Genomic DNA, 25,243 nt, shown 5'->3' on the forward strand with positions numbered 1-25,243 from the left:
CTCAGGGCTGACCGCCGAACCACTCGCAGCCACTTTGCCGCACAAGGCTCGCACCACCGTCGCCATCGTGGTGCTGAGCGCCCTGCTTGCTGTCTTCGGTGTCATCTCCGTCGGCTCCGGGCAGCTGCATATCCCGGCAGGAGAGGTCATCCAGATTCTGCTGCAGGGGGTCGGCATCGACATCGGGCACGGCACGACGCATCCCAATGCCGCAGCCGCACTCTGGAGCATCCGTCTGCCGCGTGTCGTGATGGCGCTGCTCGTGGGCGCCGCGCTCGCCGTCGCCGGTCTCATCATGCAGGCGATCTTCGGCAATCCGCTGGCAGACCCGGGCGTCGTCGGGGTCTCGAGCGGTGCTGCGGTCGGCGCATGCACAGCAATCGTGTTCAACATCGCTCTGCTGGGCGAGTGGACCGTTCCGGTCATGGCGTTCGTGTCCGGTCTGGCGACGACGCTGATCGTGTACGCCTTCTCTCGATCGGGCGGCCGCACCGAAGTGGTCACCCTGATTCTGACCGGCGTCGCAGTCAACGCGTTCGCCGGTGCCGCACTCGCCTTTCTGACGTTCGTCAGCGACCAGTCTGCGCGCGAGCAGATCGTGTTCTGGCAGCTGGGCAGCCTGAACGGCAGCCGGTGGGTGCAGGTGGCGGCAGTGGCCCCGCTGGTCGTGATCGGCATCGCCTGCACGTTTCTCTTCACCCGCCGACTCGATCTGCTCTCGCTCGGCGAGCGTTCGGCACGACACCTCGGTGTGAACGTCGAGGCGCTGCGCGTGATCGGCATCGTGGTCGTCGCCGTCCTGACCGCTGCCGCAGTCTCATTCGCAGGCATCATCGCATTCGTCGGGCTGGTCATCCCGCATCTCATGCGCATGCTGTTGGGGCCGGCGCACCGCCCGCTGCTGATCACCAGCATCCTCGGTGGCGCGCTGCTGCTCGAAGTCGCAGACCTGGTCGCACGTACTGCGGTGACGTATGCGGATCTGCCCATCGGCATGCTCACCTCGCTGGTGGGCGGTCCGTTCTTCTTCTGGCTGCTGCGGCGCACGCGGCGCACGTCAGGAGGGTGGGGATGAGCGGTCTGATGAGTGCGCGGATGATCGCTCTGCCGAAGCGCACGCCGATCGGGGAGACCGCTCTCGAAGCCTGTGATCTCTCGGTCGAGTTGGGCGGTCGCACCATTCTCGATCATGTGGATGCGGTGGTGCGCGCCGGTGAGGTGCTCGCGCTGGTCGGGCCGAACGGCGCCGGCAAGTCCACGCTGCTCGGAGCGCTGAGCGGCGACATCCCGTCGACCGGGGTGGTGCGCCTCGACGGACGCAGCCTCAGCGAGTGGCCGCTCAGCGAACAGGCCCGCGCGCGAGCCGTGCTCACCCAGCACAACTCGCTGGCGTTCCCGTTCACCGTGCTGGAGGTCATCGAGATGGGGCGTGCGCCGTGGCAGCGCACGCCTCGCGAGGTCGAAGACGAGGCCGCCGTCGCCGAGGCGATGGAGCGCACTGAGACGTCGGCCTTCGGTGCACGGGCCTTTCCCTCGCTTTCGGGAGGAGAGAGCGCACGGGTCTCACTCGCACGAGTGCTGGCCCAGCGTACCGGTGTGCTGCTGCTCGACGAGCCCACCGCAGCACTCGACATCCGCCATCAGGAAGAAGTGCTCGGCATCGCACGCGAGCGCGCACAAGCGGGTGACGCCGTCGTCATCGTGCTGCACGATCTGAACCTCGCCGCCGCCTATGCCGATCGGATCGCGCTGCTCGAGCACGGCACGGTGACGGCAGTGGGAAGCCCGAGCGAAGTGCTCACGACCGAACGCATCAGTCGTGTCTACCGGTACCCGGTCGACGTGATCGAGCATCCTCACACGGGTCAGCCGCTGGTGCTGCCCAGCCGCGGGGGCAAAGCATCCGAACACACACGAGAGGAATCAGCGTGAAGAACTCAGCGCGTCCAGCGACACGACATCGACAGCGTCATGCCGGCCGCATCCTGCGGGGTCTCGCTCTTGCCGTCGTCGGTCTGATCGCAGCGGGCGCCGCAGCGACACAGTCGACGGCAGAGCCCGCCCAGGCAGCCGGTCCGACCGTCGTCGCCACGGTCGAGGGGCGACCCGATCTGGTCAACGTCGCAGACAACCAGTATCTGACGACGCTCGACGTGTCGGGCAGCGGCTTCGTGTCGAAGAAGAACGGATTCGGCGGAATCTACGTGCTCTTCGGCTGGGCCGGGCAGAACTGGAAGCCCAGCAGCGGCGGAGTCGACGGCCTCGACCGCAAGTACGTCTATGACGACGAGTCCAACCCGACCGGCTATATGCTCTTCGTGAGCTTTCCCGGCAGCGAGACGCAGTACGCGGCCAACGGTGGCCTGCTGAATGCCGATGGCACGTGGCATGCGAAGCTCATGGTTCCTGGCCCCACGTTCGAGTACAGCGATCGTGACGGCAACAAAGGCAGTGTGAACTGTCTGGAGACGCAGTGCGGCATCATGACCGTCGGCGCCCACGGGGTCAAAGAGCCGTCGAACGAGTCGTTCACTCCCATCAACTTCCGGCATATCTCCGATTCGGGAACGAAGGTCGACGCGCAGGCTGGGACGACCGGCCAGACCTCGGCGCAGGGCAAGGCGCTCGAGCAGCAGGCCTCGGGCGGCGCAGCCGGTGTGGCAGCACCTGACGCGGCCGATGCTCGGCCGGCAACCGTGCCTGGAAGCCCGGACCCCGCGGCTCTGACCGATGACAAACGGGGCAGTCTTCAGGTCACCGTCGGAGACACACAGCTGAAAGTCACCGATGCTGCGGCCGACCCTGCATCGTGGACGGGATTCTTCGTGATGTCCGACCCCCAGTTCACGGGATGGTCCAAGCCGAACTCCGCCGGAGAGTTCGACGTGCGACTGCCCGACGACATCACTGACGGAGAGCACCATCTTGTCGCCGTCAACGCACAGGGTGATGTGACCGGATGGACGACCTTCGACACATCGGGCCAGACGCCCAAAACCGAGACGTCCGCCGACCAGAGCGGTTCGAACGGGGCGCTGGTCGCCGCGGCGGTCGCCGTCGGTGCCGTCGCAGTGCTGGCGATCATCGTCTTGATCTTCGTGATTCTGCGCAGACGGCGAAACCTGCAGTCGAAGGAGGCCTGAACAGCCATGACCCCGAGCACCCACAGAGAAAAGAGAGCACACATGTACAGAACAGGACGACCACGCCGTGTGCGTGGCGCGTTGGCAGTCGGCCTTGCGGCCGTTCTCGCCGTCGGCGGCACCATCGCCGGCACCACGTTCGCCTCGGCGGCGGATGACTCCAAGACCGTGTCCGATGCGACGTTCGCATGGGGGATGAACCACGAGTCGGGCAACGGCGGGTTCATGCCCGGCAGCTGCAACTATCTGGTCAAGGGCAAGATCCCAGACCCGGGGAAGGGGAACACCCAGCTCACCAAGGCCGGCTATGACGCCGCGACCGACGCCGGAAACGCCAGCGTGCTGAAGCCTGATCTGCAGGGAAGCCTGACTGCGGCGACGTGGGAGAACAGCTGCCTTTCGGTCAAAGGAGCGAAGGTCAAACCTGGCGCGCACAAGGACGTGAACGATTTCAGCCTGAACGAGGTGCAGATCGGCAAAGGCACTGGCGAGATCGACTCGGCCAAGAACACCGCAGACATCAGCTGGAAGGGGTCGTGGACGGTCGTCTACTACAGCGGCCTCACATTCTGGTACGCAAGCGACCCACACCTGACCGTCAGCAGCGACGGCAGCGCGAAGATCACCGCCACGGCCAGCGGGTTCGGGTCGTCGATGGAGGACATGAGCCAGTGGACGGGCATTCCCGCCCAGCAGATCACCCTCGCCGACTTTCCCGCAGGCGCGGTGAAAGTCACCGACACGGGTGTGACGACGAATGACGGCAAGCCGATCACGCCACAGTACGAAGGCGTGCAGGTCAAAGATGCCGAAGGGCAGGTGCTCAACCCCACCGGCAATCCCCAGGGATCGTTCCCGCAGAGTTTCGTCGACTTCCAGAAGCTTACGGGGCAGAGCTCCTACTGGTATTCGTCAGGAGGCAGCGCTGACCCGAACAAACCCGCGACGCCAGTGAGCATCGGCTACACCGCGCAGTCCAAAGGCGTCGCTCCGACGTTCACCGCACAGCCCGCTGACGCGACCGTGACCGAGGGCGGCGATGCGACGTTCACCATTGCAGCAGCGGGCACTCCGCAGCCGACCGTGCAGTGGCAGTCCAAGGCAGTCAACGCGGACTGGGCCGACGTCCCCGGAGCCACGGCCACAACGCTGACGGTCAACGCCGCCAAGCTCTCAGCCACTGGAACGCAGTACCGTGCCATCGTGTCCAACGCGATCGGAACAGCGACGAGCACCGCGGCAACGCTCACGGTGCGGCAGGCGGCCACGCCGGTCACCACAGTCACGGTCGACTCAACCGATACGACTGGGCTCGGAATCACCGTCGCAGGCACGAACTACACGAATCTGCCTGACTCGTCAGTCGGTTCCTTCCTGAACAACGGCGTCTATGCCGCCGTCATCGACTCGGCCACTGACCTGGCGGCGATCGATCAGAACAATGGGTTCATTGGCGAGGCGAAATGGGTCGCGCAGAAAGACATTGTCGACGGGGCGTTCACAGCCAAGCTGAAAGCTCCCGCAGACAAACTGGATCGGACGCATACCTACCAGGTCGTGGTCTGGCGTGCACATGGCATGCCCACCGGCAACGCCGTGATCGCTCGCCAGGACATCTCGATGACCGACGACCAGTGGGACCAAGTCCTCCCCGAGCCCGTGCAGATCACCGGACAGCCAGAGGCCGTGTCCACGCGAGCCGGGCAGGCAGTGACCTTCGCGGCGACGGCTACCGGGCTCCCCCTGCCGGCGGCGAAGTGGCAGAGCAAGACGGGCGACGCCGACTGGACCGACGTTCCGGAGACTTCGGTCGCCACGACGTCGCAGCGTCCGTCGGTCACCACTCATCTGAAGATCGACGCGGCGACCATCTCGCAGAACGACACAGAGTACCGGGCGGTCTTCACGAATCTCGCCAGCGCTGATGGCGTGGCCACTGACCCGGCGAAGCTCCTCGTCAACGACGTGCCCGCTGCTGTCGCCAAGCCAGCTGCGACGAAGTCGAAGACCTCGGTCATCGAGGTCACCTGGCAGAAGCCCGCTGAGAACAACTCGGCCGTCACCGGCTATGCGGTCACGCTGACGCCGTCCGACGGCGGCAGTCCGAAGACGGTCACCGCAGCCGCTGACGCTACGAGCAGTGTGTTCGACGGCCTTGTCGCTCCCGGAGTGGCATACACCGCAACGGTCACGGCGAACAACGCCATCGGTGCGTCGGCAGCATCCGCCGCCTCTGACCCCGTCATCGCGACCCCGAAGCTCGCCGCCAGCGTGACCGGCAGCGTCTCGACCGCGTCGGCGCAGAACATGCTGGAGGTCAAGGTGGACGGCACCGGCTTCGTCCCGACCGATCTTCCTCAGTACTGGAGTGACGGCAGCCAGGCGTGGAAAGACTCGGCAGGCGTCTACGCTGCGCTGGTTCCTGCAGACGTCGACCTGAGCGCGATCACCGCGACTGACGGCACCTTCGGCGTGCAGTACGTGACCAAGTACGGCCCCGGCGCTCTGGCCGACGGCACGTTCTCGACGACACTGCAGGTGACGACGAAGGACGACCAGGGCAAGCCCAGGCTGTCGCGTGACCAGTCGTACAAGGTCATCGTCTGGAACGCTCACGGTCTGCCGCAGGCACCGAACCAGCCTCTGATTCTGGCCGAGACTCCGGTCAGCATCACGACGGCGCAGTTCGATGCGCTCTACCCCGAGAAGCCCTCGGTGAAGACGCAGCCGACCGACCAGAAGGTCGTCGAGGGGCAGGATGCCACCTTCAGCGCCGAGCTCACCGGGGCCCCGGCACCGAAGCTGCAGTGGCAGCGTTCGACTGACGGCCAGACCTGGACCGATGTCGAGGGAGCCACCGAATCGAGCCTGACGCTCAAATCGGTGACTCTCAGCCAGAACGGCGAGAGCTATCGCCTCGTCGCGACGAACGACAGCGGCACGGTGTCGTCCGATCCGGTCACACTCACAGTCGAGGCCAAGAAGAGCGACGAGACCCCGGCACCGTCAGAGCCGGCAGCCCCGTCAGAGCCGGCAGCCGACGGGACGAGCGGCAAGGAGTCAGCCGAGAACGGTCAGCAGACCGGCGCCCAGACGAACGCCCAGACCTCGGAGCAGCAGCTGGCACGAACCGGTCAGGGAATCGCCGGGATCGCACTGGCGGCCGCGCTGCTGGCAGGCGGCCTGCTGCTGACACGGGCTCGCCGTCGTGACGATCAGGCGTCTCAGCGCTGATCGCAGCGGTCTCTGATCTGAGACCGGACAGATGAACGAGGCGGGGTGCGATCTGCGCTGCGGATCGCACCCCGCTCCTGGTGACCGGGGCGGCGGCACTGGTCGCGCTTTCGAAGGAACAGAACGGCTGATGGGCAGGCAGATGATTGAGTCGACGGGTAAGAAGTCAGAGACGAGCGGCCTCAGACGTCACAGACGCGGCGCGGGAGCGCGGCCGACCATGGGCACCGGGCGCCGTGGGCGTCGTGTCGCCGCCGTGCTGGCGCTGCTGGCTGTCGGAGTCGGCGGCGGCGCGTTTGCCCAGGCTGCGGTGACGGCGGCGACACCCGCGAGCAATCTGGTCGAGATCAAGGATGCGAGCTTCGCATGGGAGATGAACAATGAGTCCGGCAACGGTGCGTTCATGCCCGGCAGCTGCAACTTCCTCGTTGCCGGAAAGGTGCCCGATCCCGGACGCGGCAGTCAGCAGATCGATGAGGCCGCCTACACTGCGGCTCGCCAGAACGACGTCGGCAATGTGCGTGTGACCCGACCATCGGAGGATCGCACCACACGCGTCGACTCGACGTTCGCCGATCGCTGTCAGTCTGCGAACGGCGCGAAGCTCGTCTCCGGCGTGCACAAGGACGACGGAGACTATAGCCACAACCGCATCGACATCTCAGGCGGGACCGGCAGCATCGACTGGCGCACTGGTGCAGGAACGATTCAATGGCAGGGCGCGTGGACCGTCGCCTACTACAACGGGCTGACCTTCTGGTACGCAGAGAATCCCAAACTCACCGTCAACGCCGACGGCAGTGCGAAGATCACTGCAACCGGGAGCGGGTTCTCGTCGTCGATGGAGGATATGACGCAATGGGGCCCCGTCGAGCCAAGAGAGATCACCTTGGCCACGTTCGACAAGGCGAAAGGACGCACAGCGCTCGCGGAGGGGGCGTTGCGCCGGGCAGACACGACTGATCAAGAAGCCAAGGGATTCGACATTCGCCCAGACTACGAAGGCGTCAGCGTGAAGGACGACTCCGGCGCGGTGCTGAACGAGGCGGGCAATCCCCAGGGCTCGTTCCCTCAGGACTTCGTGAGCTTTCAGCAGGCCACCGGTCAAGGCGCGTACTGGTATTCATCGAACGGCGCGGCCGACCCGAACAAAGTGGCCGCCCCCGTCACGGTTCGCTATGGCAACGCCCCAGTCACTCAGCAGGTGACGGTGAACAGCGTGACCGGAGGCAGCGAGGGCGGGAACACTGCCGCACGGCAGGCACCAGCACAGACCGCTGACACGCAGCGCCAGCCCGCGACGACGCCTCGTCGAACCGAGTCTTTGGCTGCCGCCGCGGCACCGATGGCAGACGCGCCGCAGGCGGCGACGCCGACGGAGCTGAAGACGATCGACGACCTCAGAGCGGCGATTCAGGACGGCCGAGTGCAGCAGATCGAAGGCACTGACGCCGGGCTCGCGGAGTCGTTCGCCTGGGGCGATCGGCTCGACATCGGCTTCGCCTGGCCAGAGGACGACGCGGATGCCACCGGGGGAACCGTCATGGCGTATCCGGATGCCCAGTATGTGGGGGCGTTCACCGTCACCGACGGGCAGGTTCGCCTGGCCATCGACTCGTCCGTGCTGCAGCAGGGCGACGATGGAGAGCGGTACTTCGTCTTCTTCGGCGACACCGGCAGGACGATCGCCGTGCACACGACACAGAGCGGAACAGCTGCTGAGTCATCGCCGCGGCGTGCCGAAGCAGAAGAACCGCCTGCTGCCTCAGAGCGGCGCAGCAACGACTCGCTGTGGACCACACTGCTCATCATCGCCGGGGGAGTGATCGTGGTCGCCGGCGGAACCAGTCTGCTGATGCTCAGACGCAGTGATGGAAGATGACCACATTGCGACTAAGGTAGAACACACACACGAGCGTTGCTCAATAGAGCGGGCAGGTGCTCGCGGTGCGAGCAGCCACACCACACAAAGAGACAGACGAGGTGCCATGATCATGACAGCGACGAGCAGGGAACGACCGGCGGCTGCGACTCCTTCAGCGCGACTGCGTGAGGCGACGGTCGCCGAGCATTCCGCAGCCGAGACGAAGACCTTCATCGCCGACCTGATCGAAGGCCGTCTCACCCTCGCCGACTACACGAGGTATCTGGCTCAGATCGCCTACGTCTACGAGGCGCTGGAGAACCGTCCGCCGAGGCCGGAGGAACCTGAGTTTCTGCACGATCCCCGTCTGGCCAGATTCGCGGCAGCCAGGCACGATCTCACAGAGCTGGGCGTTCAGGACTGGCGCGCTGAGCATCCCGCGCTCGCGGCCACTCGTCGATACGTCGAACATCTGCGCACCGTTGCGGCAGACGAAGACATGGTCTCCTACCTGGCCCAGCACTACACCCGCTACCTCGGCGATCTCTCAGGCGGGCAGGTCATCGCCACGATGATCTCGCGGCACTACGGCGCCACCGAAGACCAGCTCACGTTCTACCGCTTCGACCAGATCGACAAACTGGTGGGCTACAAACGGGCCTACCGTGAGCACATCGACCATCTCGGTCTTGACGCTGCCCAGATCGCCCAGCTCATCGCAGAGTCGAAGCGTGCATACCAGCTGAACGCAGATCTGTTCGACGAGCTCGCTCGCACACGCTGAACGCTGCGGTCACAGCAGACGCTTCGTCTCGATGTCGTGCGGCGGTAGTGCGATGGCTCGATACTTCTCGAGCAGCGCGTGCGGGCGCTTGACGCCCAACCCCATGAGCGACCAGCTCCAGATCGATTCGGCCTTGTCTTCGAGGTCGACCATCGGCTCGAGCCGGTAGCGCAGCACGACACCGAGCGTGGCGTCGACGATGCCTTCGCTCGCCGTCTGCACCTCGATCGCACTGTCGATCTCGCGGTCTTCGAGGGCCTCGATCAGATACTCGGCCACGAGCTGTCGCGCGCTGAACGGCGGGGTGGGCAGCGTCACATCGAGCACCGGCGCGTCGAGCAGCAGTGAGATGGCGGCCCGCTGATACGGGCCGGTGCCGTGGTCTGCGAGAAAAGTGCGCATCATCGTGATGAGACCGGCGAGTCCGGTGCGGTTGGTGTCATCGACGAGCTCGTGCATCGTCTCCCACCGCTCGAACTCGGTCTCGAGCAGTGCGGTCGCGATGTCTGCCTTCGTGTCGAAGTGATAGCGCAGTGCGGTCTTCGGCTTGTGCAGCACTGCCGTGATGTCGGCCAGAGAGGTTGCCTCGTAGCCGCGCTCTCCGATGGCAGTGGCAGCGGCGTGCAGCAGCTCGGCACGCGTTCGAGCAGCTTGGACGCTGCGGTGTGAGGCAGCGGCGGTGGGGCGGGCGCTGTGCGTTTCGACCCGTCGATAGGTGCGAGGTGTCATCTCATGCCTTCCGGATTCGAGCTGCCCCTATTGTAAAGGACTGACCTTTCCGGACGCGTGCGCGGTCAGCCTCGTGGCCGCCTCAGCTGCGGAGGATGCCGCCCAGCGCATCCAGCGCATCCAGCGTCGATCGCGCATTGAGCCGCCCCGCTCGCTCCGCCGTGATGGTACTGGCCTGCGGGCCGTACCCCGCCAGAATCAGGGCTGGGTCACGCTGTGCGACGCCGTCGATCACGCGGATGCCGCCGGCCTCCTCGCGCAGCCCCAGACCCGCGAGGTGTCTGAGCTCGGCGCGAAACCCGGTGTCCCAGATGATGGCGTCCAGGACGACGTGCGTGCCGTCGGCCAGTACCGCGCCCTGCTCGTCGAGCCTGCGGAACATCGGCTGTCGGCGCAGCCCGCCCCGCTCGTGCAGGTCGCTCATATACGGCGTGATCGGCACATCGGTCGTGCTCACGATGCTGGGCAGCGCTCGGCCGGCGCGTGCGGCCGCATCGGCGGCGGCGACGGATGCTCGGCCGGCCTGGTCGGTGAGACCTCGCGTGGGCACGATGCGAACCGGGCGTCTGGTGAACCAGTGCGTCTGGGCTGCGACGCCGTCGAGTTCGGCGAGATGCTCGACCGCAGAGGTGCCCCCGCCGACGACGCCGACTCGCTGGCCGCGAAACTCCTCGGCTGAGCGGTAGCCGTGGGTGTGCAGCTGTCGCCCTGCGAAGACGTTCTGCCCCGGATACCACGGCAGAAACGGCGCACCCCACGTGCCCGTCGCGCTCACGACGACCTGCGCGCGGATGCTGAACCCTCCCGTCGCGCTCGTGCCGACGACCTCGAAGCGATCGGTCCCGAATCCTTCGGCAGGGGACGGGCGCACGACGTGGTCGACCCCGTGCCCGTGATGCACCTGCAGGCCGAAGTGTGCTTCGTAGGCGCGGTAGTACTCGACGACGATCTCGTATGCGGGGCGATGACGTTCGGCGGTCTCGAAGCTCAGCCCGAGGTCATGCATGCCCGGCAGATCGTGCACCCGATGTGCGTCGCCGAGGCGCATGGCCGGCCAGCGATGCTGCCAGGCTCCGCCGGCATCCGCATCACGATCGACGATCACCATGTCGACGTTCGGGCGCAGCCCACGACGCAGCAGCCAGTAGGCGGTCGAGAGCCCGGCCTGACCGGCCCCGATGATCACGACCGGCGCGCGCGAGGGCAGATGAGTCGGCGGTGCGGAGGAAGCGAAGTCGGACACAGTTCATCTCAGCGACGAAGGCCGCCGTTTCATTCCGCGCCGGATCGTCGAGCCGGGAGACCGGACGACCAACTAGACTCAGCCAGATGGCTACTACCTCTCCTTTCCCTCTTCCACTTGACGTGGACGACTCCTCGTTCGAACTCGACGGCGGCGCGACCGTTCGCCGAACGGTGCTGCCCAACGGTGTGCGTGTGCTCACCGAGAACATGCCCGGTGCGCACTCGGTGACTTTGGGAATCTGGGTGCCGGTCGGCTCACGTGACGAGCACGAAGGCCAGTTCGGCTCGACGCATTTTCTCGAGCATCTGCTGTTCAAAGGCACGCCCACGCGCACGGCGATGGACATCGCCGTGGCCTTCGACGAGATCGGCGGCGAGTCGAATGCGCTGACCGGCAAAGAGCACACCTGTTACTACGCGAAGGTGCGCGACGCCGACCTGGGTGTGGCCGTCGACGTGCTCACCGACATGGTGATCAGCTCTGTCATCGACCCTGACGAGTTCGAACGCGAACGTAAGGTCATTCTCGAAGAGCTCGCGATGAGCGAAGACGACCCCACCGACGTCGCACACGAGCTCTTCTCGTCGCTGGTGTACCGCGGCGAGAGTCTGGGGCGCCCGATCGGCGGCACACCCGAGTCGATCAACGCCGTCGGTCGTGACGCCGTCTGGGCGCACTACCGTGCGAACTATCGCCCTGAAGACATCGTCGTCACCGCAGCAGGGGCCATCGATCACGGCGATCTGCTCGCCCGACTCGGCGAGGCGCTCGCAGCCGGAGGCATGGGCGCATCCACGCACGGTGCGCTGCACCCGCGGCGCACCCGCGGCGCGCTGCCGGCACTCGTCGAGCCGAGCTTCGAGGTGCGTCAGCGTGACGCCGAGCAGGTCAACCTGATCATGGGCACACGCGGCATCCCCGGGTGGGACGAGCGCCGGTTCACGCTCAGCGTGCTCAACGGCGTGCTCGGCGGCGGCATGAGCTCGCGCCTCTTTCAGGAGGTGCGCGAGCAGCGCGGCCTTGCCTATTCGGTCTATTCGTTCTCGGGCACATACGCCGACGCCGGTTCGTTCGGCGTGTATGCCGGCACCCGCCCGGACTCGGCTCCCGAAGTCGCACATCTGATGCAGGATGTCGTGGCCAGGTTCGCCGAGGAAGGGCCGACCGCGACGGAGCTCGCGCGAGTCAAAGGCCAGCTCTCGGGCGGCATCACGCTCGGATTCGAAGACAGCTCGCATCATATGACGCGCCTGGGCAAATCGGAGATCGGGCTCGGAGAGCTCTGGGATCTGCCTGCGACGATCGCTCGCATTCGCGACGTCACGGCCGAACAGGTGCGCGATCTCGCCGCAGAACTCGTCGCCGGGCCGCTGCAGATCGCCGCGGTCGGTCCGATCGACGCCGATCGACTGCGGGTGAGTGAGCTCCAGTCGACGGTCTCGGCGGCACAGGCGCACTGACGATGACAGAAGTCAGCCGTCGAGGCTTTCTCGAGCGCACCGGTCTGATCGCCGTCGGTGCGTTGGGCATTGGTGCCACGGGGTCGACTCTCGCCGGCTGCTCGCAGAGCGTGTCGACGGCCGACGCCGAAGCCTTCGTCAATGCGCTGCACATCCCGGCAGAGGCGCCGGCGACCGTCGATGCGGCAGGCATCCGTCGATTTGCCCTGCAGGCCCAACCCGGCAGCACAGAGTTCGTCTCGGGAAAGACCGCGCAGACCGCTGGCTACAACGGCGACTACTTGGGGCCGACGCTGCGAGCGAAGCCGGGTGAGCACGTCGCCGTCGACTTCGTCAACGGCCTCGACGAGGCGACGACCGTGCACTGGCACGGCATGATGCTGCCGGCTCGGATGGACGGCGGCCCGCACCAGATGGTCGACGCAGGCGGCGAATGGCACCCCGACTGGACGATCGCTCAGCCTGCAGCGACACTGTGGTACCACCCGCACCCGCATGGCGAGACCGCACAGCAGGTGTACCGGGGGCTGGCGGGGCTCTTCCTGATCGACGACCCCGCCGTGAGTCGGGCCGGCGTGCCGAGCACCTATGGCGTCGACGACGTCCCGGTGATTCTGCAGGATCGCTCGTTCACGAGAGACGGGGATCTCTCGACCTCCGGCGCCGACTCCGCGTTCGGCCTGCTCGGCGACAGCATCCTGGTCAATGGAACGCTGCTGCCGCAGTTCACCGCTACGACCACGCTCGTGCGCCTGCGCGTCGTCAACGGGTCGAACGCACGCGTCTATCACGTCGAATGCGACGACCAGCGCCCGTTCTCTGTGATCGCCACAGACACCGGGCTGCTCGAGCACCCGGTGAGCACGACGCAGGTGCTGCTCAGCCCGGCAGAGCGCGTCGAGATCGTCGTCGAGCTGCAGCCCGGCGAACGGGTGATGCTGCGCAGCGCCAAAGGCACCAACGACGTGCTCGACAACGCCGAGTTCAACCTGCTGCGTCTCGACGCCGCCGAGCAGCTGCTGCCCTCGCCACCTCTCGCGGCGGATCTTCCCGGTGCCCGAGTCGCCGCGACTCCGGCCGCCGGCAGCAAGGCGCGCGACTTCTCGTTCGACAATGCCAACCGCATCAACGGGCTGTCGATGGACATGAACCGCATCGACGAAGTCGTGCCTGCGTCAGCGCTCGAGGAATGGCGGGTGGCGAACACCGTCGACCCGCACAACTTTCACATCCACGCCTGTTCGTTCCGCATCGTCGAATATGACGGCGCCGAACCGCCCGAATGGATGCGCGGGCCGAAAGACACGGTCTTCGTGCCGCACGCCACCAAAGTGCGCCTGGCCGTGCAGTTCGGCTCCGACACCGACCCTGTGACTCCCTACATGTATCACTGCCACCTGCTGCGGCATGAGGACGAGGGCATGATGGGACAGTTCGTCGTCGTCGAACCGGGAACCGAAGGGGGCGTCTCACCGCGCCTGCCCGCCGCTCACCAGCACTGATGTGCGGCGGGAGGCCAGCGTGAGTCTTCGGTCATTCAGTCTTCGGTCATATAGTCGTGCAGCGGCTGGCCGGTGCCGTCGGTGCGGTAGTTCGGTGCCTTCGCCAGGATGAGAATGCCCTCGACCAGACCCCAGATCGAGGAGACGATGGCCAGCATGCCGAGCGACAGCACCGTGATCAGCAGCTGTGCGACGCCGAGGCCCGTCTTGCCGAGGTAGAAGTTGTGCACGCCCACAGTCCCGAAGAAGATGCCGAACAGGCCGGCGGCGATGCGACTCTTGTACGGGGTGACCTGCTGGTAGGGCTGATACGGGGCCTGTCCCTGGCCTCCGTAAGGCGGGGGAGTCGGCGTCGGCGGGTAGGCGGGCGGGGCGAATTTGGGCAGATCCGGATTGGTCATGCCTCTAGCGTAGGAGAGCACGCAGCCGTGGTGCGTCAGAAAGTCAGATGCAGGCGAAAATAGTCTGGATCCATCAGAGACTCGGCATACTCGACCAGCGTGCCGTCGACTGCGCGAGTGACGCATCGTGACACCAGAACGCTTGAACCCGCAGTGCGTTCGAACAGCTGAGCGTCGCGCTCGCCGAGTGTGCCGACGTCGACCCACTGCTCTCCAGAGGCCGCGACCAACCCTGCCTCGCGCAGCGTCGCGATGATCGAGTCGTCGACCAAGCCCTGCTCGGGCAGCCCGTCGAGCTCGGCGACGGCCGGAACCAGCGAACGTTCCAGCGAGATCGTGCGCGCCCCGACCACCTGCCTTACGCGTTCGATGCGCAGCAGCCGCTCGGCCGGTGCCACAATCGAACCGAGCAGGCCGGTCGGCAGCTCTGCGGCCGCCACTTCTCGAATCGAGAGCGTTCGTACGTGACCGACCGCACCCTTCTGCTGAATCGCGCTCGCCCAGCCCAGCGCGGGCTCGGCATCCACCGGATGGAACGTCACGAACGAGCCGACGCCCGGCCGCGTCATGATCAGACCCTGCTCGGTGAGCGCGGCCAGCGCCTGACGCACGGTGTTGCGACTCGCCGCAAAACGCCGACCGAGGGCGGCCTCGCTGGGCAGCGGCTCGTCTGCAGCGAAGGTCCCGGCCTGGATGTCGGCTGCGAGCGCGTCTGCGATGCGCTCGTGTTTCAGCGGAACGGTACGGGGTCTCTGCATGCCCATCATCGTACCCGGCGACGTCTCTCACGCCGCGCCGCCCGCTTAGAATGAGGTGCATGTCAGACTTCGATCGCATCCTGGAGCGCTCGGCGCAGCTGCTCGACGGGCCGGCCACCGACGCGCGCATCACGACGCTGCTGCGTTCGCTGCCGCATATCGATCCTGCCCAGCTCACGCCGTGGGTGGGGCAGCAGACTCAGATCGCGACGCGCGATGCGGCGACCCCCGACGACCTGCGGCTGATCACGTCGCTCATCGATCTGACCAGTCTGTCTGCTGACGACACCCCAGAGAGCGTCGCGGCGTTGGTACGGCGAGCACTCGCACCCGAATCGGATCTCATGCACCCGGCAGTGCTGCCCGCGACGGCTGCGGTCTGTGTGCACGCAGACCTCGTCGTGCCGGCTCGGGTCGCGCTCGACGAGGCGGCGGATGCTCCGGTCGCGCTCGCCGCGGTGGCAGGCGGCTTTCCGCATGGTCGGTCGCCGTTCGCTGCGAAGGCCGCCGAGATCGAATACGCCGTGGCTGCCGGAGCAGACGAGATCGACATCGTCATCGACCGCGGTGCGCTGCTCGGCGAACGCTACGCGCAGGTCTATGACTGGGTGCTGGCCGCGCGGCGCCTGGTGGAACGAGGCGACGGCACCCGCGCACACCTCAAGGTCATTCTCGAGACGGGGGAGCTGCCCGACTACGACGCCATGTTCCATGCCGCGATCATCGCGTTGCTCGCCGGTGCCGACTTCGTCAAGACGTCGACGGGCAAGGGGCGCGCAGGTGCGACTCCCGAGGCCGCGGCCGTGCTGCTGCAGGCCAGCGCACACTGGCGTGAAGAGACCGGTGAGACCATCGGGGTGAAGGTCGCCGGAGGCGTGCGCACCGTGGATCAGGCCATGGGTTATCTGCGTCTGGCGCGCGTGATCTGCGGCGACTCGTTCGTGGCCCCGGCGTCGATGCGCTTCGGCGCATCGGCACTGCTCGACGACGTGCTGCGCACCTTCGAGCCGCTTCGCTGACCTCATCGCCGGGTCGTAGACCGCCCGCACTACACTGAACGCATGACTCTCAACATCTCTGTCACCGGCGCCACCGGGCGCATGGGGCGGCTCGTCGAAGACATCATCGAACACGACGACCGTTTCGCGCTGCACTCGACACTCGATTCGCACAGCTCGCTGAGCAAGATGGAGGGAGCCGACGTCGTGGTCGACTTCACGATCTATGACGCCAGCCGAAAGATCGTCGACCACGCGCTCGCCCACGGCATCGACGTGGTCGTCGGCACGTCGGGCTGGAACGCCGAGCGCATCGCCGAGGTCGCCGATCGGGCAGATCGCAGCTCTCTGGTGATCGTGCCGAACTTCTCGGTCAGCTCAGCACTGGCCACTAAACTCGCGCAGCTCGCCGCACCGCTCTACGATTCGGTCGAGGTGGTCGAGGCGCACCCTGCTCGCAAGAAGGATTCCCCTTCGGGCACCGCGGTGCGCACGGCCGAGCTCATTTCGGCCGCACACGGTCCCTACGCACAGCCGAACACCGACCAGACCGCTCGCGGCCAGCTGGTCGAGGGCATTCCGGTGCACTCGCTGCGTCTGCAGGGAGTCGACGCCGTGCAGCAGGTCATCTTCGGCGGCACCGCTGAGACGCTGACGCTTCGGCATGACACCCTGAGCATCGACGCCTACCGAGACGGCATCGCACGCAGCATCGTCTTCGCACACGAGCAGACCGGTACGACCGTCGGGCTCGCCGACGTCATCGGGCTCTGAGATGGACCGCCGCGCTCAGTCTCGGGCACTGACCCTGGCGATCGTCATGATCGTCTTTCTGGCCCTGTACATCTTCACCGTGTTCGAGCGCGCCTTCGTGCTGATCGGCCTGCATGATCCGATTGCGAAGACGATGGGCGCGTTCCTGCTGATCTTTCCGCTGCTCGGCGTCTATGTGATCTATGCCGAGATGCGATTCGCCGTGCGTGCCAACCGACTCATCGCGAGGCTGTCGCGAGAGGGCGCCTTGCCCACCGACGACCTGCCGCTGCGACCGAGCGGAAAGGCCGATCGCGAGGTCGCCACGCAGCGCGTCGACGACCTGGCTGCGGCAGTCGAACAGGCAGGGGGCCGGGCGACCTGGCAGGATCTTCTGCGTCTGGGGCTCATGCAGGATGCCGCAGGGCGTCGATCCGACGGCCGACGCACCATCGTGCAGGCGATTCGCGTCGAGCGCAAGGCGCCGCAGGCAGAATCGGCTCAGCGAGACTGAGGCACGCCGAAGAGCTGGGCGACGGCTGCTGCGATCGCTGCGGTTCCCTCGAGCGCGTCGATCGCACGGCCGACGGTGCCCGGCTCGTCGAGCACCGCCTGCAGCAGCGCCGCGACATCGGCGCGTGCGATGCTGTCGGACGCACCGCCCTCGGCCGTTCGCCGGGCGAACCCGGTGCCGAGAGCAACCGAACCGCAGGCCGGGTCGTCGGTCAGGCGGCCGGGTCGCACGATCGTCCAGTCCAGGTCGTCGCGGCTCTGCAGCGCACGATCCGCGTCTCGTTTGGCGTGGTGGTAAGCGGTGAAGACCTCGTCATCGAGGCCGAGCTCGTCCTGCTCGGCGCCGATGAACGAGATCTGGACGAAGCGGCGCACCCCGGCCGCGACGGCTGCGTCCGCACTGCGAACAGAACCGAGGTAGTCGACGGTGTGCTTGCGAGCCACACCGGAACCGCCGCCCGCCCCAGCGGCGAAGACCACGGCATCCGCATTCTGAAACCTCTCGGTGAGATGTTCGACGGCGTTCGCCGCTTCGAGGTCGGCGAGCAGCGGGGTTCCGCCGCGCTCCAGCACGTCGGGCTCATGGCGGGCGTCGCGAACGACGTTGAGCACCGTGTGCCCGGCCGAGGAGAGACGCTCCGTGAGCAGCAGCGCGATCTTGCCGTGCCCTCCGACGATGGCGATGGTCGACATGGTGGCTCCTTCGGTCTGGCTCTGCTCCGGTCGCATTGCGTTCGCCCATTCTGTCAGCAGAGACGCCGCCGCGCAGCAGAGGCCTGCGGCATGCTTCGGCACCGGGCACGCGCGAAATGTGGCCAGCCGCCTGCCTGCGGGGTAAACTGAGGTGATGCCAGAGACAGAGATCATCAAGCAGCTCGGCCAGGTGCTGGTCGCAGTCGTCACTCCCATGCGCGCCGACGGTGAAGTCGACTGGGCCGGAGTCGAAGCGCTGATCGATGACTGCGTCACTCAAGGCGCCGATGGAATCGTCGTCAGCGGCACGACCGGTGAGACCTCGACGCTCACCGACGCCGAGAAGATCCAGCTGGTTCGCACTGCGAAACAGGTGGCCTCAGGCCGTGCCCGCATCATCTCAGGCGGACCCTCCAACGAGACGGCACACGCCATCCAGCTGGCCCGCGAATCCGAGGCCGCAGGGGCCGACGGCATTCTGCTCGTGACCCCGTACTACCTGAAGCCGACGCAGGCGGGCGTGCTCACACACATCCGCATGGTCGCAGACGCCACCGATCTTCCAGTGATCCTCTATGACATCCCTGGTCGTGCTGGCATTCCGCTGACGTACGAGACCATCTCGCGCGCCGCGAAGCATCCCAACGTGGTCGCGGTCAAAGACGCCAAGGGCGACTTCGCACAGGTTTCGCGGGTGCTGAACGAGACCGGCCTGGCCTACTACTCCGGTGACGACACGCATGCGCTGGCGCACGCCGCGCTCGGTGCGGTCGGCGTGGTGAGCGTGACCGCCAACATCGTGTCGGCCGCATACCGCAAGATGTTCGACGCCGTCAACGCCAACGATTTCGCGACGGCGCTCGACGTGCACCGTCAGCTCGAACCACTGGTGCGGGCGACCATGACGCACATTCCTGGCACGGTGTCGACGAAGTACATCCTGCACGGCCTCGGCCGCATCGGCAGCCCGCGCGTGCGACTGCCGCTGGTCGGTCCGGAAGACGCCGAAGCCGCGCTCATCGAGTCCGACATCGACGCGGTCGAGAGCATTCCCGGCGTCGACTTCACAGATTTCCGCCCCGACCGCAACGCTGCGGCCGGAGGAGCACTGCCGCGCATCCCCGGCGCGGCACGGCGCAACGCCTGAGCGGCACGCCGTCCGCGCAGCGCGACCAGCGCAGGCTGATCGCGCGACGTTCGCCTGCTCCGGTGACGAGAAGAGATGTACATGTCGTGCACGAGGCACGGCCATGAAGACGCGAGTCTCCACGTTGGAGCCGCACGAAGCACGGGCACGAGTGTGCCCACGGAAGGTCGGATTTGTCCGCTGTAGTAATCAATCAGCCACCGAAACTGCGCAAAGACACTCTGCGCATCATCCCACTGGGCGGCCTCGGCGAGGTCGGACGCAACATGACGGCGTTCGAGCTCAACGGACGTCTGCTCATCGTCGACTGCGGCGTGCTCTTCCCCGAAGACTCACAGCCCGGCGTCGATCTCATCCTGCCTGACTTCGCACCGATCGCCGATCGTCTCGACGACATCGACGCGCTCGTGCTCACTCACGGCCACGAAGACCACATCGGTGCCGTGCCGTACCTGCTCAAACTGCGCGACGACATTCCTCTGATCGGCTCACGTCTGACGCTGGGGCTCACCGAGGCGAAGCTCAAAGAGCACCACATCACACCCGAGTCGATCGTCGTCGAGGCACGAGACAAACTGACGGTCGGCGAGTTCGTGCTCGAGTTCTTCACGGTGACCCATTCGATTCCCGACTGCCTCGCCGTCGCCATGCACACACCGGCGGGCACGCTGCTGCACACCGGTGACATCAAGGTCGACCAGACCCCCATCGACGGCCGTGTCACCGACTTCCAGGGCCTGGGGCGTCTCGGCGCCGAAGGCGTCGATCTGCTGCTGATGGACTCGACCAACGCCGAGGTGCCGGGGCACTCCGACTCTGAGCGCAGCGTCGGCCCGGCGATCCGCCGTGTGATCAGCGAGGCGAAGCAGCAGGTGATCGTGTCGACGTTCTCGTCGCATGTGCACCGCGTGCAGCAGATCGCCGACGCCGCCATCAAGGCGAGACGCAAGATCGTGCTGGTCGGCCGTTCCATGCTGCGCAACCTGACGATCGCCCGCGAACTGGGATACCTTAACATTCCCGACAACGCCCTGGTCGATCTGAAGAAGGCCGGCAAGATGCCGCGCGAGAAGCTGGTCTACATCTGCACCGGCTCGCAGGGCGAATCGCTGGCCGCGCTGTCTCGCATCGCCAACGGCTCACACCCCTCGATCACTGTCGAGAAGGGCGATACCGTTCTGCTGGCCTCGTCGCTGATCCCGGGCAACGAGACTGCGGTCTCGGGTCTGATCAACAACTTGATCGAGAAGGGCGCCGACGTCATCCACAAGGGCAACGCCAAGGTGCACGTCTCGGGCCACGGCAACTCGGGCGAGCTGCTGCAGTGGTACAACGTGGTGCGTCCCCACATGGCGATGCCGGTTCACGGCGAGGTCCGCCATCTGCACGCCAACGCTGGGCTGGCGGCTTCGACCGGTGTGAACCCCAAGGGCATCGTCGTCGCGCACTCGGGGTCGGTCATCGATCTGGCAAAGGGACGAGCGAAGATCACCGGTCAGTACCGCAACGACCACATCTTCGTCGACGGCTCGTCGGTGGGAGAGATCACCGAGGCCGACCTGCGGGATCGGCGCACGCTGAGCGCCGAGGGCTTCATCACGGTGATCATCGGCATCAACATGAACGACGGCCACCTGGTCGTCGGGCCTGAGATTCAAGCGCGCGGTCTTGCCGAAGACGACAAGGTCTTCGACGACGTCGTGCCACGCGTCGAGCGTGCGATCGCAGACGTCTACGCAGAGGGCGAGCGCAACCCGCACGTCATGCAGCAGGTCGTGCGCCGCACTGTCGGCCGGTGGGTCAGCCAGAGGCTTCGCCGCAAGCCGATGATCGTACCGATCGTGCTCCCGGCCGAGTCGATCGACGACGTCGAGATCGTCACAGAGAGCGACTGATCTCGGCTTTGCAGCTCGGACTCTTCCCGGTGCCGCCAGCGTGTATGCGTGCAAGCGTCTGCGGCTGGCGGTACCGTTGAGGCCATGGCTCGACAACCCCGAACGAAACCCGCCGCGAAGACGGCGAAGACCCGCGTGCTCCAAGACGCGCAGAAGGGCCAGGCCAAGCGCGTGCAGACCGAAGGCGAGGGGTTCGGGCCGTTTGTGAGGCGTGCCTACATGGCGTGCGCGCATGGCGTGGGCGCCGCCGCACGCGCATTCGCTCCAGACAAGGTGCCAGCAGACGAACGCCGCGACGGGTTTCCCTTCGCTCTCTTCGTGCTGGCGGTTCTCGGTGTCGTCGTCGAGTGGTTCCTGCCCACCTCAGCCGTCGGGCACGCGCTGCACACCGCAACGTTCGGGGCGCTCTTCGGGGGGTCTGCCACGCTGCTGCCAGTGCTTTTCTTTCTACTGTGTCTCTGGCTGTTCCACCACCCGGTCAAGGCCGCTGAGACCGGTCGCATCGGCATCGGTCTGGGACTCTTCGTCGCTATGCTCGCCGGGCTCTGGCAGGTTGCTGCAGGCAACCCCGTTCCAGCTGACGACGGCCTCGAACACGTCGCCCAGGCCGGCGGCATCATCGGCTTCACCGTCGCCTTCCTGCCGATCCGCCTCACGGTCTGGTTCGCTGTGCCGGTGCTCACCGTTCTGCTGCTGCTCTCACTGCTCATTCTCACCAAGACGCCGCCGAACCGCATCATGAGCCGGCTGCGCGAGGCGTATGCCTACATGTTCGGCCTCGATCACAGTGCTTCCCGCGAGGCCGACGAGGCCAAGAGGGCGCCGGGCGAACAGCTTCCGCCGACACGTCCGCTGCTGGCGAGCGACCGCTCCGAAGAGAGCACGCAGCAGCCCGGTCGGCGCAGTCGCCCGAGCCGAGCCGAACGCCGTGCGAAGAAGGCCGCAGAGGCAGCCGAGCACGAGGCGATCGAAAGCGCCGAGACGCCTGCCGCAGACGAAGTCGCCGCACTCTTCGACCTTCCCGACGAACCCGCCGCGACCGTGCACGCCGCTGACAACACCCACACCGAGGTGCTCAGCGAGGGGGAGCACGGTGCTGCTCCCAGTGACGAACCAGACACCTTCGAACCTGAGCCTGCCTCGTTTGACGACCCAGAGCATCCCTATCAGCTGCCCGAGATCGAGCTGCTGAGCAAGGGGGCACCCGCACAGGCACGCACCAAGGTCAATGACGAAGTCATCGCACAACTGACCGACGTCATGCAGCAGTTCGGCGTCGACGGCAAAGTCACCGGATTCAGCCGAGGCCCGACGGTGACCCGCTACGAGGTCGAACTCGGTCCGGGCGTCAAGGTCGAGCGATTCACTGCACTCAGCAAGAACATCGCGTACCAGGTTGCCAGCGCCGATGTGCGCATTCTGTCGCCGATTCCCGGAAAATCGGCCATCGGCGTCGAGATTCCGAACCGCGACCGCGAGACGGTGCATCTGGGAGACATCCTGCGGTCGCCGGCGGCGCAGAAGAGCCACCATCCGCTGACCATCGGCGTCGGCAAAGACGTCGAAGGCGGCTTCGTGCTGGCGAACCTCGCCAAGATGCCGCATCTGCTGGTGGCCGGCTCGACCGGGTCGGGCAAGTCGAGTTTCGTGAACTCGATGATCACCTCGATCCTGCTGCGTTCCACGCCGGCACAGGTGCGACTCGTCCTGGTCGACCCGAAGCGTGTGGAACTGTCGAACTACGCCGGAGTGCCTCACCTGATCACCCCGATCATCACCAACCCCAAGCGGGCGGCAGACGCGCTGCAGTGGGTGGTCAAAGAGATGGATCACCGCTACGACGATCTGGCCAACTACGGCTTCAAACACATCGACGACTTCAACAAGGCCGTCGTCAACGGAGAGGTGCAGCCTCCTGCAGGCTCGAAGCGCGTGCTCAGGCCGTATCCCTACCTGCTGGTCGTCGTCGACGAGCTCGCAGACCTGATGATGGTTGCGCCGAAAGACGTCGAAGACTCGATCGTGCGCATCACTCAGCTCGCCCGTGCCAGCGGCATCCACTTAGTGCTCGCGACGCAGCGACCGAGCGTCGACGTGGTCACCGGTCTCATCAAGGCCAACGTTCCGAGCCGTCTCGCGTTCGCCGTGACCAGCGTCACCGACTCCCGCGTGATCCTCGACCAGGCCGGCGCAGACAAGCTGATCGGGCAGGGTGACGCGCTCTTTCTGCCGATGGGTGCCAACAAACCGGCTCGTGTCCAGGGCTCCTGGGTCGAAGAGAGCGAGATCCATGCGATCGTCGATCACGTTCGACAGCAGGCCAACCCGGACTACCGCGAAGACGTCACCGCTGCACCAGAGGCCGAGAAGAAGCACATCGACGCCGACATCGGCAACGATCTCGAAGATCTGCTGGCTGCGGTCGAGCTGATCGTCTCGAACCAGTTCGGCTCGACATCGATGCTGCAGCGCAAGCTGCGCGTCGGCTTCGCCAAAGCCGGGCGTCTGATGGACCTGCTCGAGTCGCGTGACATCGTCGGCCCCTCTGAGGGGTCGAAGGCGCGCGATGTGCTGGTGACGCCAGAGTATCTGCCGAACGTCTTGGCCTACCTGCGAGGCGAGCGCGACAGCATCTACGACGCCGATGACGACGGAGCCGACGGTGCGACGCCAGCCGCGGGCGGCGACGCACCCAGCGGCGGGTATCCGACGGGCTCGGCCGGCAGCGCGGCCGGGCAGTCTCATGAGAGCCGCAACGCCCAACACGAGGCTGAGTCAGCCGCAGCGCGCGGGCACGTCGCCGGCTATGGCGGTCCCGACAACCACGCACCGACTGGACCCGACGCCCGAGGTGTCGATCCCAGCAAACCGGTGCTCTCGAACGATCTTGACGACTTGGACGACGGCCGTCGGCATGGCGGCTCGAGTCAGGACGCCTGGCAGCTGACAGGAAGATGACCCAGATGACCACACCCACCCCGGCGCGCTCGAGCGACGCTCAGCCCTCACCCTGGAACCTGCCGAATGCGATCACGGTCGTGCGCATCCTCTTCGCACCCGTCGTCTTCGTGCTGCTGCTGGTCGACGCGGCCGGGGTGCACGGCGGCGGTCTGCGCTGGTGGGCGACCGCGCTGTTCATCGTGGCGATGGCCTCAGACGGCGTCGACGGTCATCTCGCGCGCAGCTGGGGGCAGATCACCGACTTCGGCAAGATCGCCGATCCGATCGCAGACAAAGGCATGACCGGCCTGACACTCATCGGCCTCAGCGTCGTCGGCGATGTGTGGTGGGCCGTGACAATCGTCATTCTGCTGCGTGAGATCGGCATCACGATCTATCGCGTCATCGCTCTGCGGTCGCACCTGGTGATTCCCGCCTCGCGTGCCGGCAAACTCAAGACGGTGGTGCAGTCGGTCGCCATCGCCTGTGCCCTCGCACCCTTCGCGCTCCACGTCGCCTGGTTCCAGTGGATCACATGGGCGCTGCTGGCAGCGGCAGTGCTGCTCACTCTGTACAGCGGCGTCGCCTATGCCGTCGATGCCGTTCGCGGGCACCGAGCGCGCTCGTCTGCCGACGACACAACACAGCCAGGAGGCACCCGATGATGGCAGAACAGCCGATCAGTCGGCAGGGATTCATCATTCAGCACTACACGCGGCTCGGGCTCACCATCGCCGTCGCAGAGTCGCTCACCGCAGGTCTCGTCAGTGCGGCGCTGGCCGATGTGCCCGGTGCATCGAAGGTGCTCGCCGGAGGCATCACGGCCTACCAGACTCCGCTCAAGCACCGCCTGCTCGGCGTCGACAAACAGCTGCTCGAAGAACGCGGCGCGGTCGACCCGCAGGTGGCCGAAGAGATGGCGCTCGGCGTGCGTGAGCGGCTGGCCCAGGGGCCGCTGGTCTCGACCGTGGGCATCTCGACCACGGGAGTCGCCGGCCCTGACTGGCAGGACGACCAGCCTCCAGGCACGGTCTTCATCGGCCTGGCGTCACAGTCCGGCGTGACTCATTTCGCGCATCACTTCGGCGGCAGCCGTCAGGCGATTCGCGAGGCAACGGTCTCGGCCGCCCTCGACCATCTCTGGGAGCACATCGATCTCGGCATGCGCTGATCGGAGTCGCCC

Annotated in this window: 21 protein-coding genes; 16 read left to right on the forward strand and 5 right to left on the reverse strand. The window is 66.3% G+C overall.

Annotated features, from left to right (window positions below):
- The first annotated feature begins 7 nt into the window (after positions 1 to 7).
- The 6 genes from F8O07_RS04490 to F8O07_RS04515 all read left to right on the forward strand — a co-directional run bounded on the left by F8O07_RS04490 (position 8) and on the right by F8O07_RS04515 (position 9,025).
- The gene (locus tag F8O07_RS04490) at positions 8 to 1,075 is read left to right on the forward strand and encodes a FecCD family ABC transporter permease (protein WP_412973611.1); all 1,068 of its coding nucleotides are present in this window, start codon (positions 8 to 10) and stop codon (positions 1,073 to 1,075) included.
- Complete coding sequence (locus tag F8O07_RS04495; protein ID WP_158030928.1) at positions 1,072 to 1,932, forward strand: heme ABC transporter ATP-binding protein; 861 nt, start codon at positions 1,072 to 1,074, stop codon at positions 1,930 to 1,932. The genes F8O07_RS04490 and F8O07_RS04495 overlap by 4 nt, the downstream gene beginning before the upstream one ends.
- Positions 1,929 to 3,143 carry a hypothetical protein gene (locus F8O07_RS04500; protein ID WP_158030929.1) on the forward strand — a complete coding sequence of 405 codons (1,215 nt, stop codon included), beginning with the start codon at positions 1,929 to 1,931 and terminating at the stop codon, positions 3,141 to 3,143. Before F8O07_RS04495 ends, F8O07_RS04500 begins: the two co-directional genes overlap by 4 nt.
- A gap of 42 nt (positions 3,144 to 3,185) precedes the next feature.
- Positions 3,186 to 6,377, forward strand: a complete 3,192-nt coding sequence (locus F8O07_RS04505) for an immunoglobulin domain-containing protein (protein WP_192496636.1) — start codon at positions 3,186 to 3,188, stop codon at positions 6,375 to 6,377.
- Between the two features lie 130 nt (positions 6,378 to 6,507).
- On the forward strand, positions 6,508 to 8,259 hold the full coding sequence (locus tag F8O07_RS04510; protein WP_158030931.1) for a hypothetical protein: 1,752 nt from the start codon (positions 6,508 to 6,510) through the stop codon (positions 8,257 to 8,259).
- 112 nt (positions 8,260 to 8,371) lie between these two features.
- On the forward strand, positions 8,372 to 9,025 hold the full coding sequence (locus tag F8O07_RS04515) for a heme oxygenase (biliverdin-producing) (protein ID WP_192496637.1): 654 nt from the start codon (positions 8,372 to 8,374) through the stop codon (positions 9,023 to 9,025).
- 9 nt (positions 9,026 to 9,034) lie between these two features.
- Here F8O07_RS04515 and F8O07_RS04520 read toward each other — a convergent pair whose 3' ends face one another.
- Both F8O07_RS04520 and F8O07_RS04525 read right to left on the reverse strand, forming a co-directional pair.
- A complete protein-coding gene (locus F8O07_RS04520) occupies positions 9,035 to 9,754 on the reverse strand; it encodes a TetR/AcrR family transcriptional regulator (protein ID WP_158030933.1) in 720 nt (239 codons plus the stop codon).
- A gap of 82 nt (positions 9,755 to 9,836) precedes the next feature.
- Positions 9,837 to 10,997 carry an FAD-dependent oxidoreductase gene (locus tag F8O07_RS04525; RefSeq protein ID WP_225733179.1) on the reverse strand — a complete coding sequence of 387 codons (1,161 nt, stop codon included), beginning with the start codon at positions 10,995 to 10,997 and terminating at the stop codon, positions 9,837 to 9,839.
- An 86-nt stretch (positions 10,998 to 11,083) separates the two neighbouring features.
- Between F8O07_RS04525 and F8O07_RS04530 the strand changes: the two genes are divergently transcribed.
- Both F8O07_RS04530 and F8O07_RS04535 read left to right on the forward strand, forming a co-directional pair.
- Positions 11,084 to 12,460: a M16 family metallopeptidase gene (locus tag F8O07_RS04530; RefSeq protein WP_158030934.1), complete on the forward strand. Its 1,377-nt coding sequence runs from the start codon at positions 11,084 to 11,086 to the stop codon at positions 12,458 to 12,460.
- A 2-nt stretch (positions 12,461 to 12,462) separates the two neighbouring features.
- Positions 12,463 to 13,962: a multicopper oxidase family protein gene (locus F8O07_RS04535; RefSeq protein ID WP_158030935.1), complete on the forward strand. Its 1,500-nt coding sequence runs from the start codon at positions 12,463 to 12,465 to the stop codon at positions 13,960 to 13,962.
- 35 nt (positions 13,963 to 13,997) lie between these two features.
- Here F8O07_RS04535 and F8O07_RS04540 read toward each other — a convergent pair whose 3' ends face one another.
- Positions 13,998 to 14,363, reverse strand: a complete 366-nt coding sequence (locus F8O07_RS04540) for a TM2 domain-containing protein (protein ID WP_225732851.1) — start codon at positions 14,361 to 14,363, stop codon at positions 13,998 to 14,000.
- A 35-nt stretch (positions 14,364 to 14,398) separates the two neighbouring features.
- On the reverse strand, positions 14,399 to 15,121 hold the full coding sequence (locus F8O07_RS04545) for a GntR family transcriptional regulator (protein WP_192496638.1): 723 nt from the start codon (positions 15,119 to 15,121) through the stop codon (positions 14,399 to 14,401).
- A 59-nt stretch (positions 15,122 to 15,180) separates the two neighbouring features.
- On the opposite strand from F8O07_RS04545, the gene deoC reads away from it, so the two are divergent.
- The 3 genes from deoC to F8O07_RS04560 are packed head-to-tail and all read left to right on the forward strand — an operon-like array spanning position 15,181 to position 17,386.
- Entirely contained in the window at positions 15,181 to 16,140 is a 960-nt protein-coding gene (gene deoC / locus F8O07_RS04550) for a deoxyribose-phosphate aldolase (protein WP_192496639.1), read from the forward strand.
- Positions 16,141 to 16,182: 42 nt separating this feature from the next.
- Positions 16,183 to 16,893, forward strand: a complete 711-nt coding sequence (dapB, locus tag F8O07_RS04555) for a 4-hydroxy-tetrahydrodipicolinate reductase (RefSeq protein ID WP_158030939.1) — start codon at positions 16,183 to 16,185, stop codon at positions 16,891 to 16,893.
- 1 nt (position 16,894) lies between these two features.
- Complete coding sequence (locus tag F8O07_RS04560) at positions 16,895 to 17,386, forward strand: hypothetical protein (RefSeq protein WP_158030940.1); 492 nt, start codon at positions 16,895 to 16,897, stop codon at positions 17,384 to 17,386.
- Here F8O07_RS04560 and F8O07_RS04565 read toward each other — a convergent pair.
- Entirely contained in the window at positions 17,374 to 18,078 is a 705-nt protein-coding gene (locus F8O07_RS04565) for an NAD(P)H-binding protein (protein ID WP_158030941.1), read from the reverse strand. The genes F8O07_RS04560 and F8O07_RS04565 overlap by 13 nt on opposite strands.
- 154 nt (positions 18,079 to 18,232) lie before the next feature.
- Here F8O07_RS04565 and dapA point away from each other — a divergent pair, with 154 nt between their 5' ends.
- The 5 genes from dapA (at position 18,233) to F8O07_RS04590 (ending at position 25,231) form a co-directional block, all read left to right on the forward strand.
- Positions 18,233 to 19,225 carry a 4-hydroxy-tetrahydrodipicolinate synthase gene (dapA, locus tag F8O07_RS04570; protein ID WP_158030942.1) on the forward strand — a complete coding sequence of 331 codons (993 nt, stop codon included), beginning with the start codon at positions 18,233 to 18,235 and terminating at the stop codon, positions 19,223 to 19,225.
- Positions 19,226 to 19,398: 173 nt separating this feature from the next.
- Entirely contained in the window at positions 19,399 to 21,120 is a 1,722-nt protein-coding gene (locus F8O07_RS04575; protein ID WP_225732850.1) for a ribonuclease J, read from the forward strand.
- 84 nt (positions 21,121 to 21,204) lie between these two features.
- Positions 21,205 to 24,078, forward strand: coding sequence for a DNA translocase FtsK (locus F8O07_RS04580; RefSeq protein ID WP_158030943.1), 2,874 nt, complete (start codon positions 21,205 to 21,207; stop codon positions 24,076 to 24,078).
- A gap of 5 nt (positions 24,079 to 24,083) precedes the next feature.
- Positions 24,084 to 24,725 carry a CDP-diacylglycerol--glycerol-3-phosphate 3-phosphatidyltransferase gene (pgsA, locus tag F8O07_RS04585; RefSeq protein WP_225733180.1) on the forward strand — a complete coding sequence of 214 codons (642 nt, stop codon included), beginning with the start codon at positions 24,084 to 24,086 and terminating at the stop codon, positions 24,723 to 24,725.
- The gene (locus F8O07_RS04590) at positions 24,722 to 25,231 is read left to right on the forward strand and encodes a CinA family protein (protein ID WP_225732849.1); all 510 of its coding nucleotides are present in this window, start codon (positions 24,722 to 24,724) and stop codon (positions 25,229 to 25,231) included. Before pgsA ends, F8O07_RS04590 begins: the two co-directional genes overlap by 4 nt.
- Positions 25,232 to 25,243: the final 12 nt, after the last annotated feature.

The sequence above is a fragment of the Pseudoclavibacter sp. CFCC 13796 genome (assembly GCF_008831185.1).
Taxonomy (GTDB): Bacteria; Actinomycetota; Actinomycetes; order Actinomycetales; family Microbacteriaceae; genus Pseudoclavibacter_A.

Bases quoted from the DNA above. Each gene is read 5' to 3' on its own strand.
- F8O07_RS04565 (WP_158030941.1), bottom strand. From the start codon at position 18,078: ATGTCGACCATCGCCATCGTCGGAGGGCACGGCAAGATCGCGCTGCTG.
- F8O07_RS04560 (WP_158030940.1), top strand. From the start codon at position 16,895: ATGGACCGCCGCGCTCAGTCTCGGGCACTGACCCTGGCGATCGTCATG.
- F8O07_RS04535 (WP_158030935.1), top strand. From the start codon at position 12,463: ATGACAGAAGTCAGCCGTCGAGGCTTTCTCGAGCGCACCGGTCTGATC.
- pgsA (WP_225733180.1), top strand. From the start codon at position 24,084: ATGACCACACCCACCCCGGCGCGCTCGAGCGACGCTCAGCCCTCACCC.
- F8O07_RS04580 (WP_158030943.1), top strand. From the start codon at position 21,205: ATGGCTCGACAACCCCGAACGAAACCCGCCGCGAAGACGGCGAAGACC.
- F8O07_RS04510 (WP_158030931.1), top strand. From the start codon at position 6,508: ATGGGCAGGCAGATGATTGAGTCGACGGGTAAGAAGTCAGAGACGAGC.
- dapB (WP_158030939.1), top strand. From the start codon at position 16,183: ATGACTCTCAACATCTCTGTCACCGGCGCCACCGGGCGCATGGGGCGG.
- F8O07_RS04590 (WP_225732849.1), top strand. From the start codon at position 24,722: ATGATGGCAGAACAGCCGATCAGTCGGCAGGGATTCATCATTCAGCAC.
- F8O07_RS04520 (WP_158030933.1), bottom strand. From the start codon at position 9,754: ATGACACCTCGCACCTATCGACGGGTCGAAACGCACAGCGCCCGCCCC.
- F8O07_RS04540 (WP_225732851.1), bottom strand. From the start codon at position 14,363: ATGACCAATCCGGATCTGCCCAAATTCGCCCCGCCCGCCTACCCGCCG.
- F8O07_RS04505 (WP_192496636.1), top strand. From the start codon at position 3,186: ATGTACAGAACAGGACGACCACGCCGTGTGCGTGGCGCGTTGGCAGTC.
- F8O07_RS04515 (WP_192496637.1), top strand. From the start codon at position 8,372: ATGACAGCGACGAGCAGGGAACGACCGGCGGCTGCGACTCCTTCAGCG.
- dapA (WP_158030942.1), top strand. From the start codon at position 18,233: ATGCCAGAGACAGAGATCATCAAGCAGCTCGGCCAGGTGCTGGTCGCA.
- F8O07_RS04545 (WP_192496638.1), bottom strand. From the start codon at position 15,121: ATGCAGAGACCCCGTACCGTTCCGCTGAAACACGAGCGCATCGCAGAC.
- F8O07_RS04495 (WP_158030928.1), top strand. From the start codon at position 1,072: ATGAGCGGTCTGATGAGTGCGCGGATGATCGCTCTGCCGAAGCGCACG.
- F8O07_RS04530 (WP_158030934.1), top strand. From the start codon at position 11,084: ATGGCTACTACCTCTCCTTTCCCTCTTCCACTTGACGTGGACGACTCC.
- deoC (WP_192496639.1), top strand. From the start codon at position 15,181: ATGTCAGACTTCGATCGCATCCTGGAGCGCTCGGCGCAGCTGCTCGAC.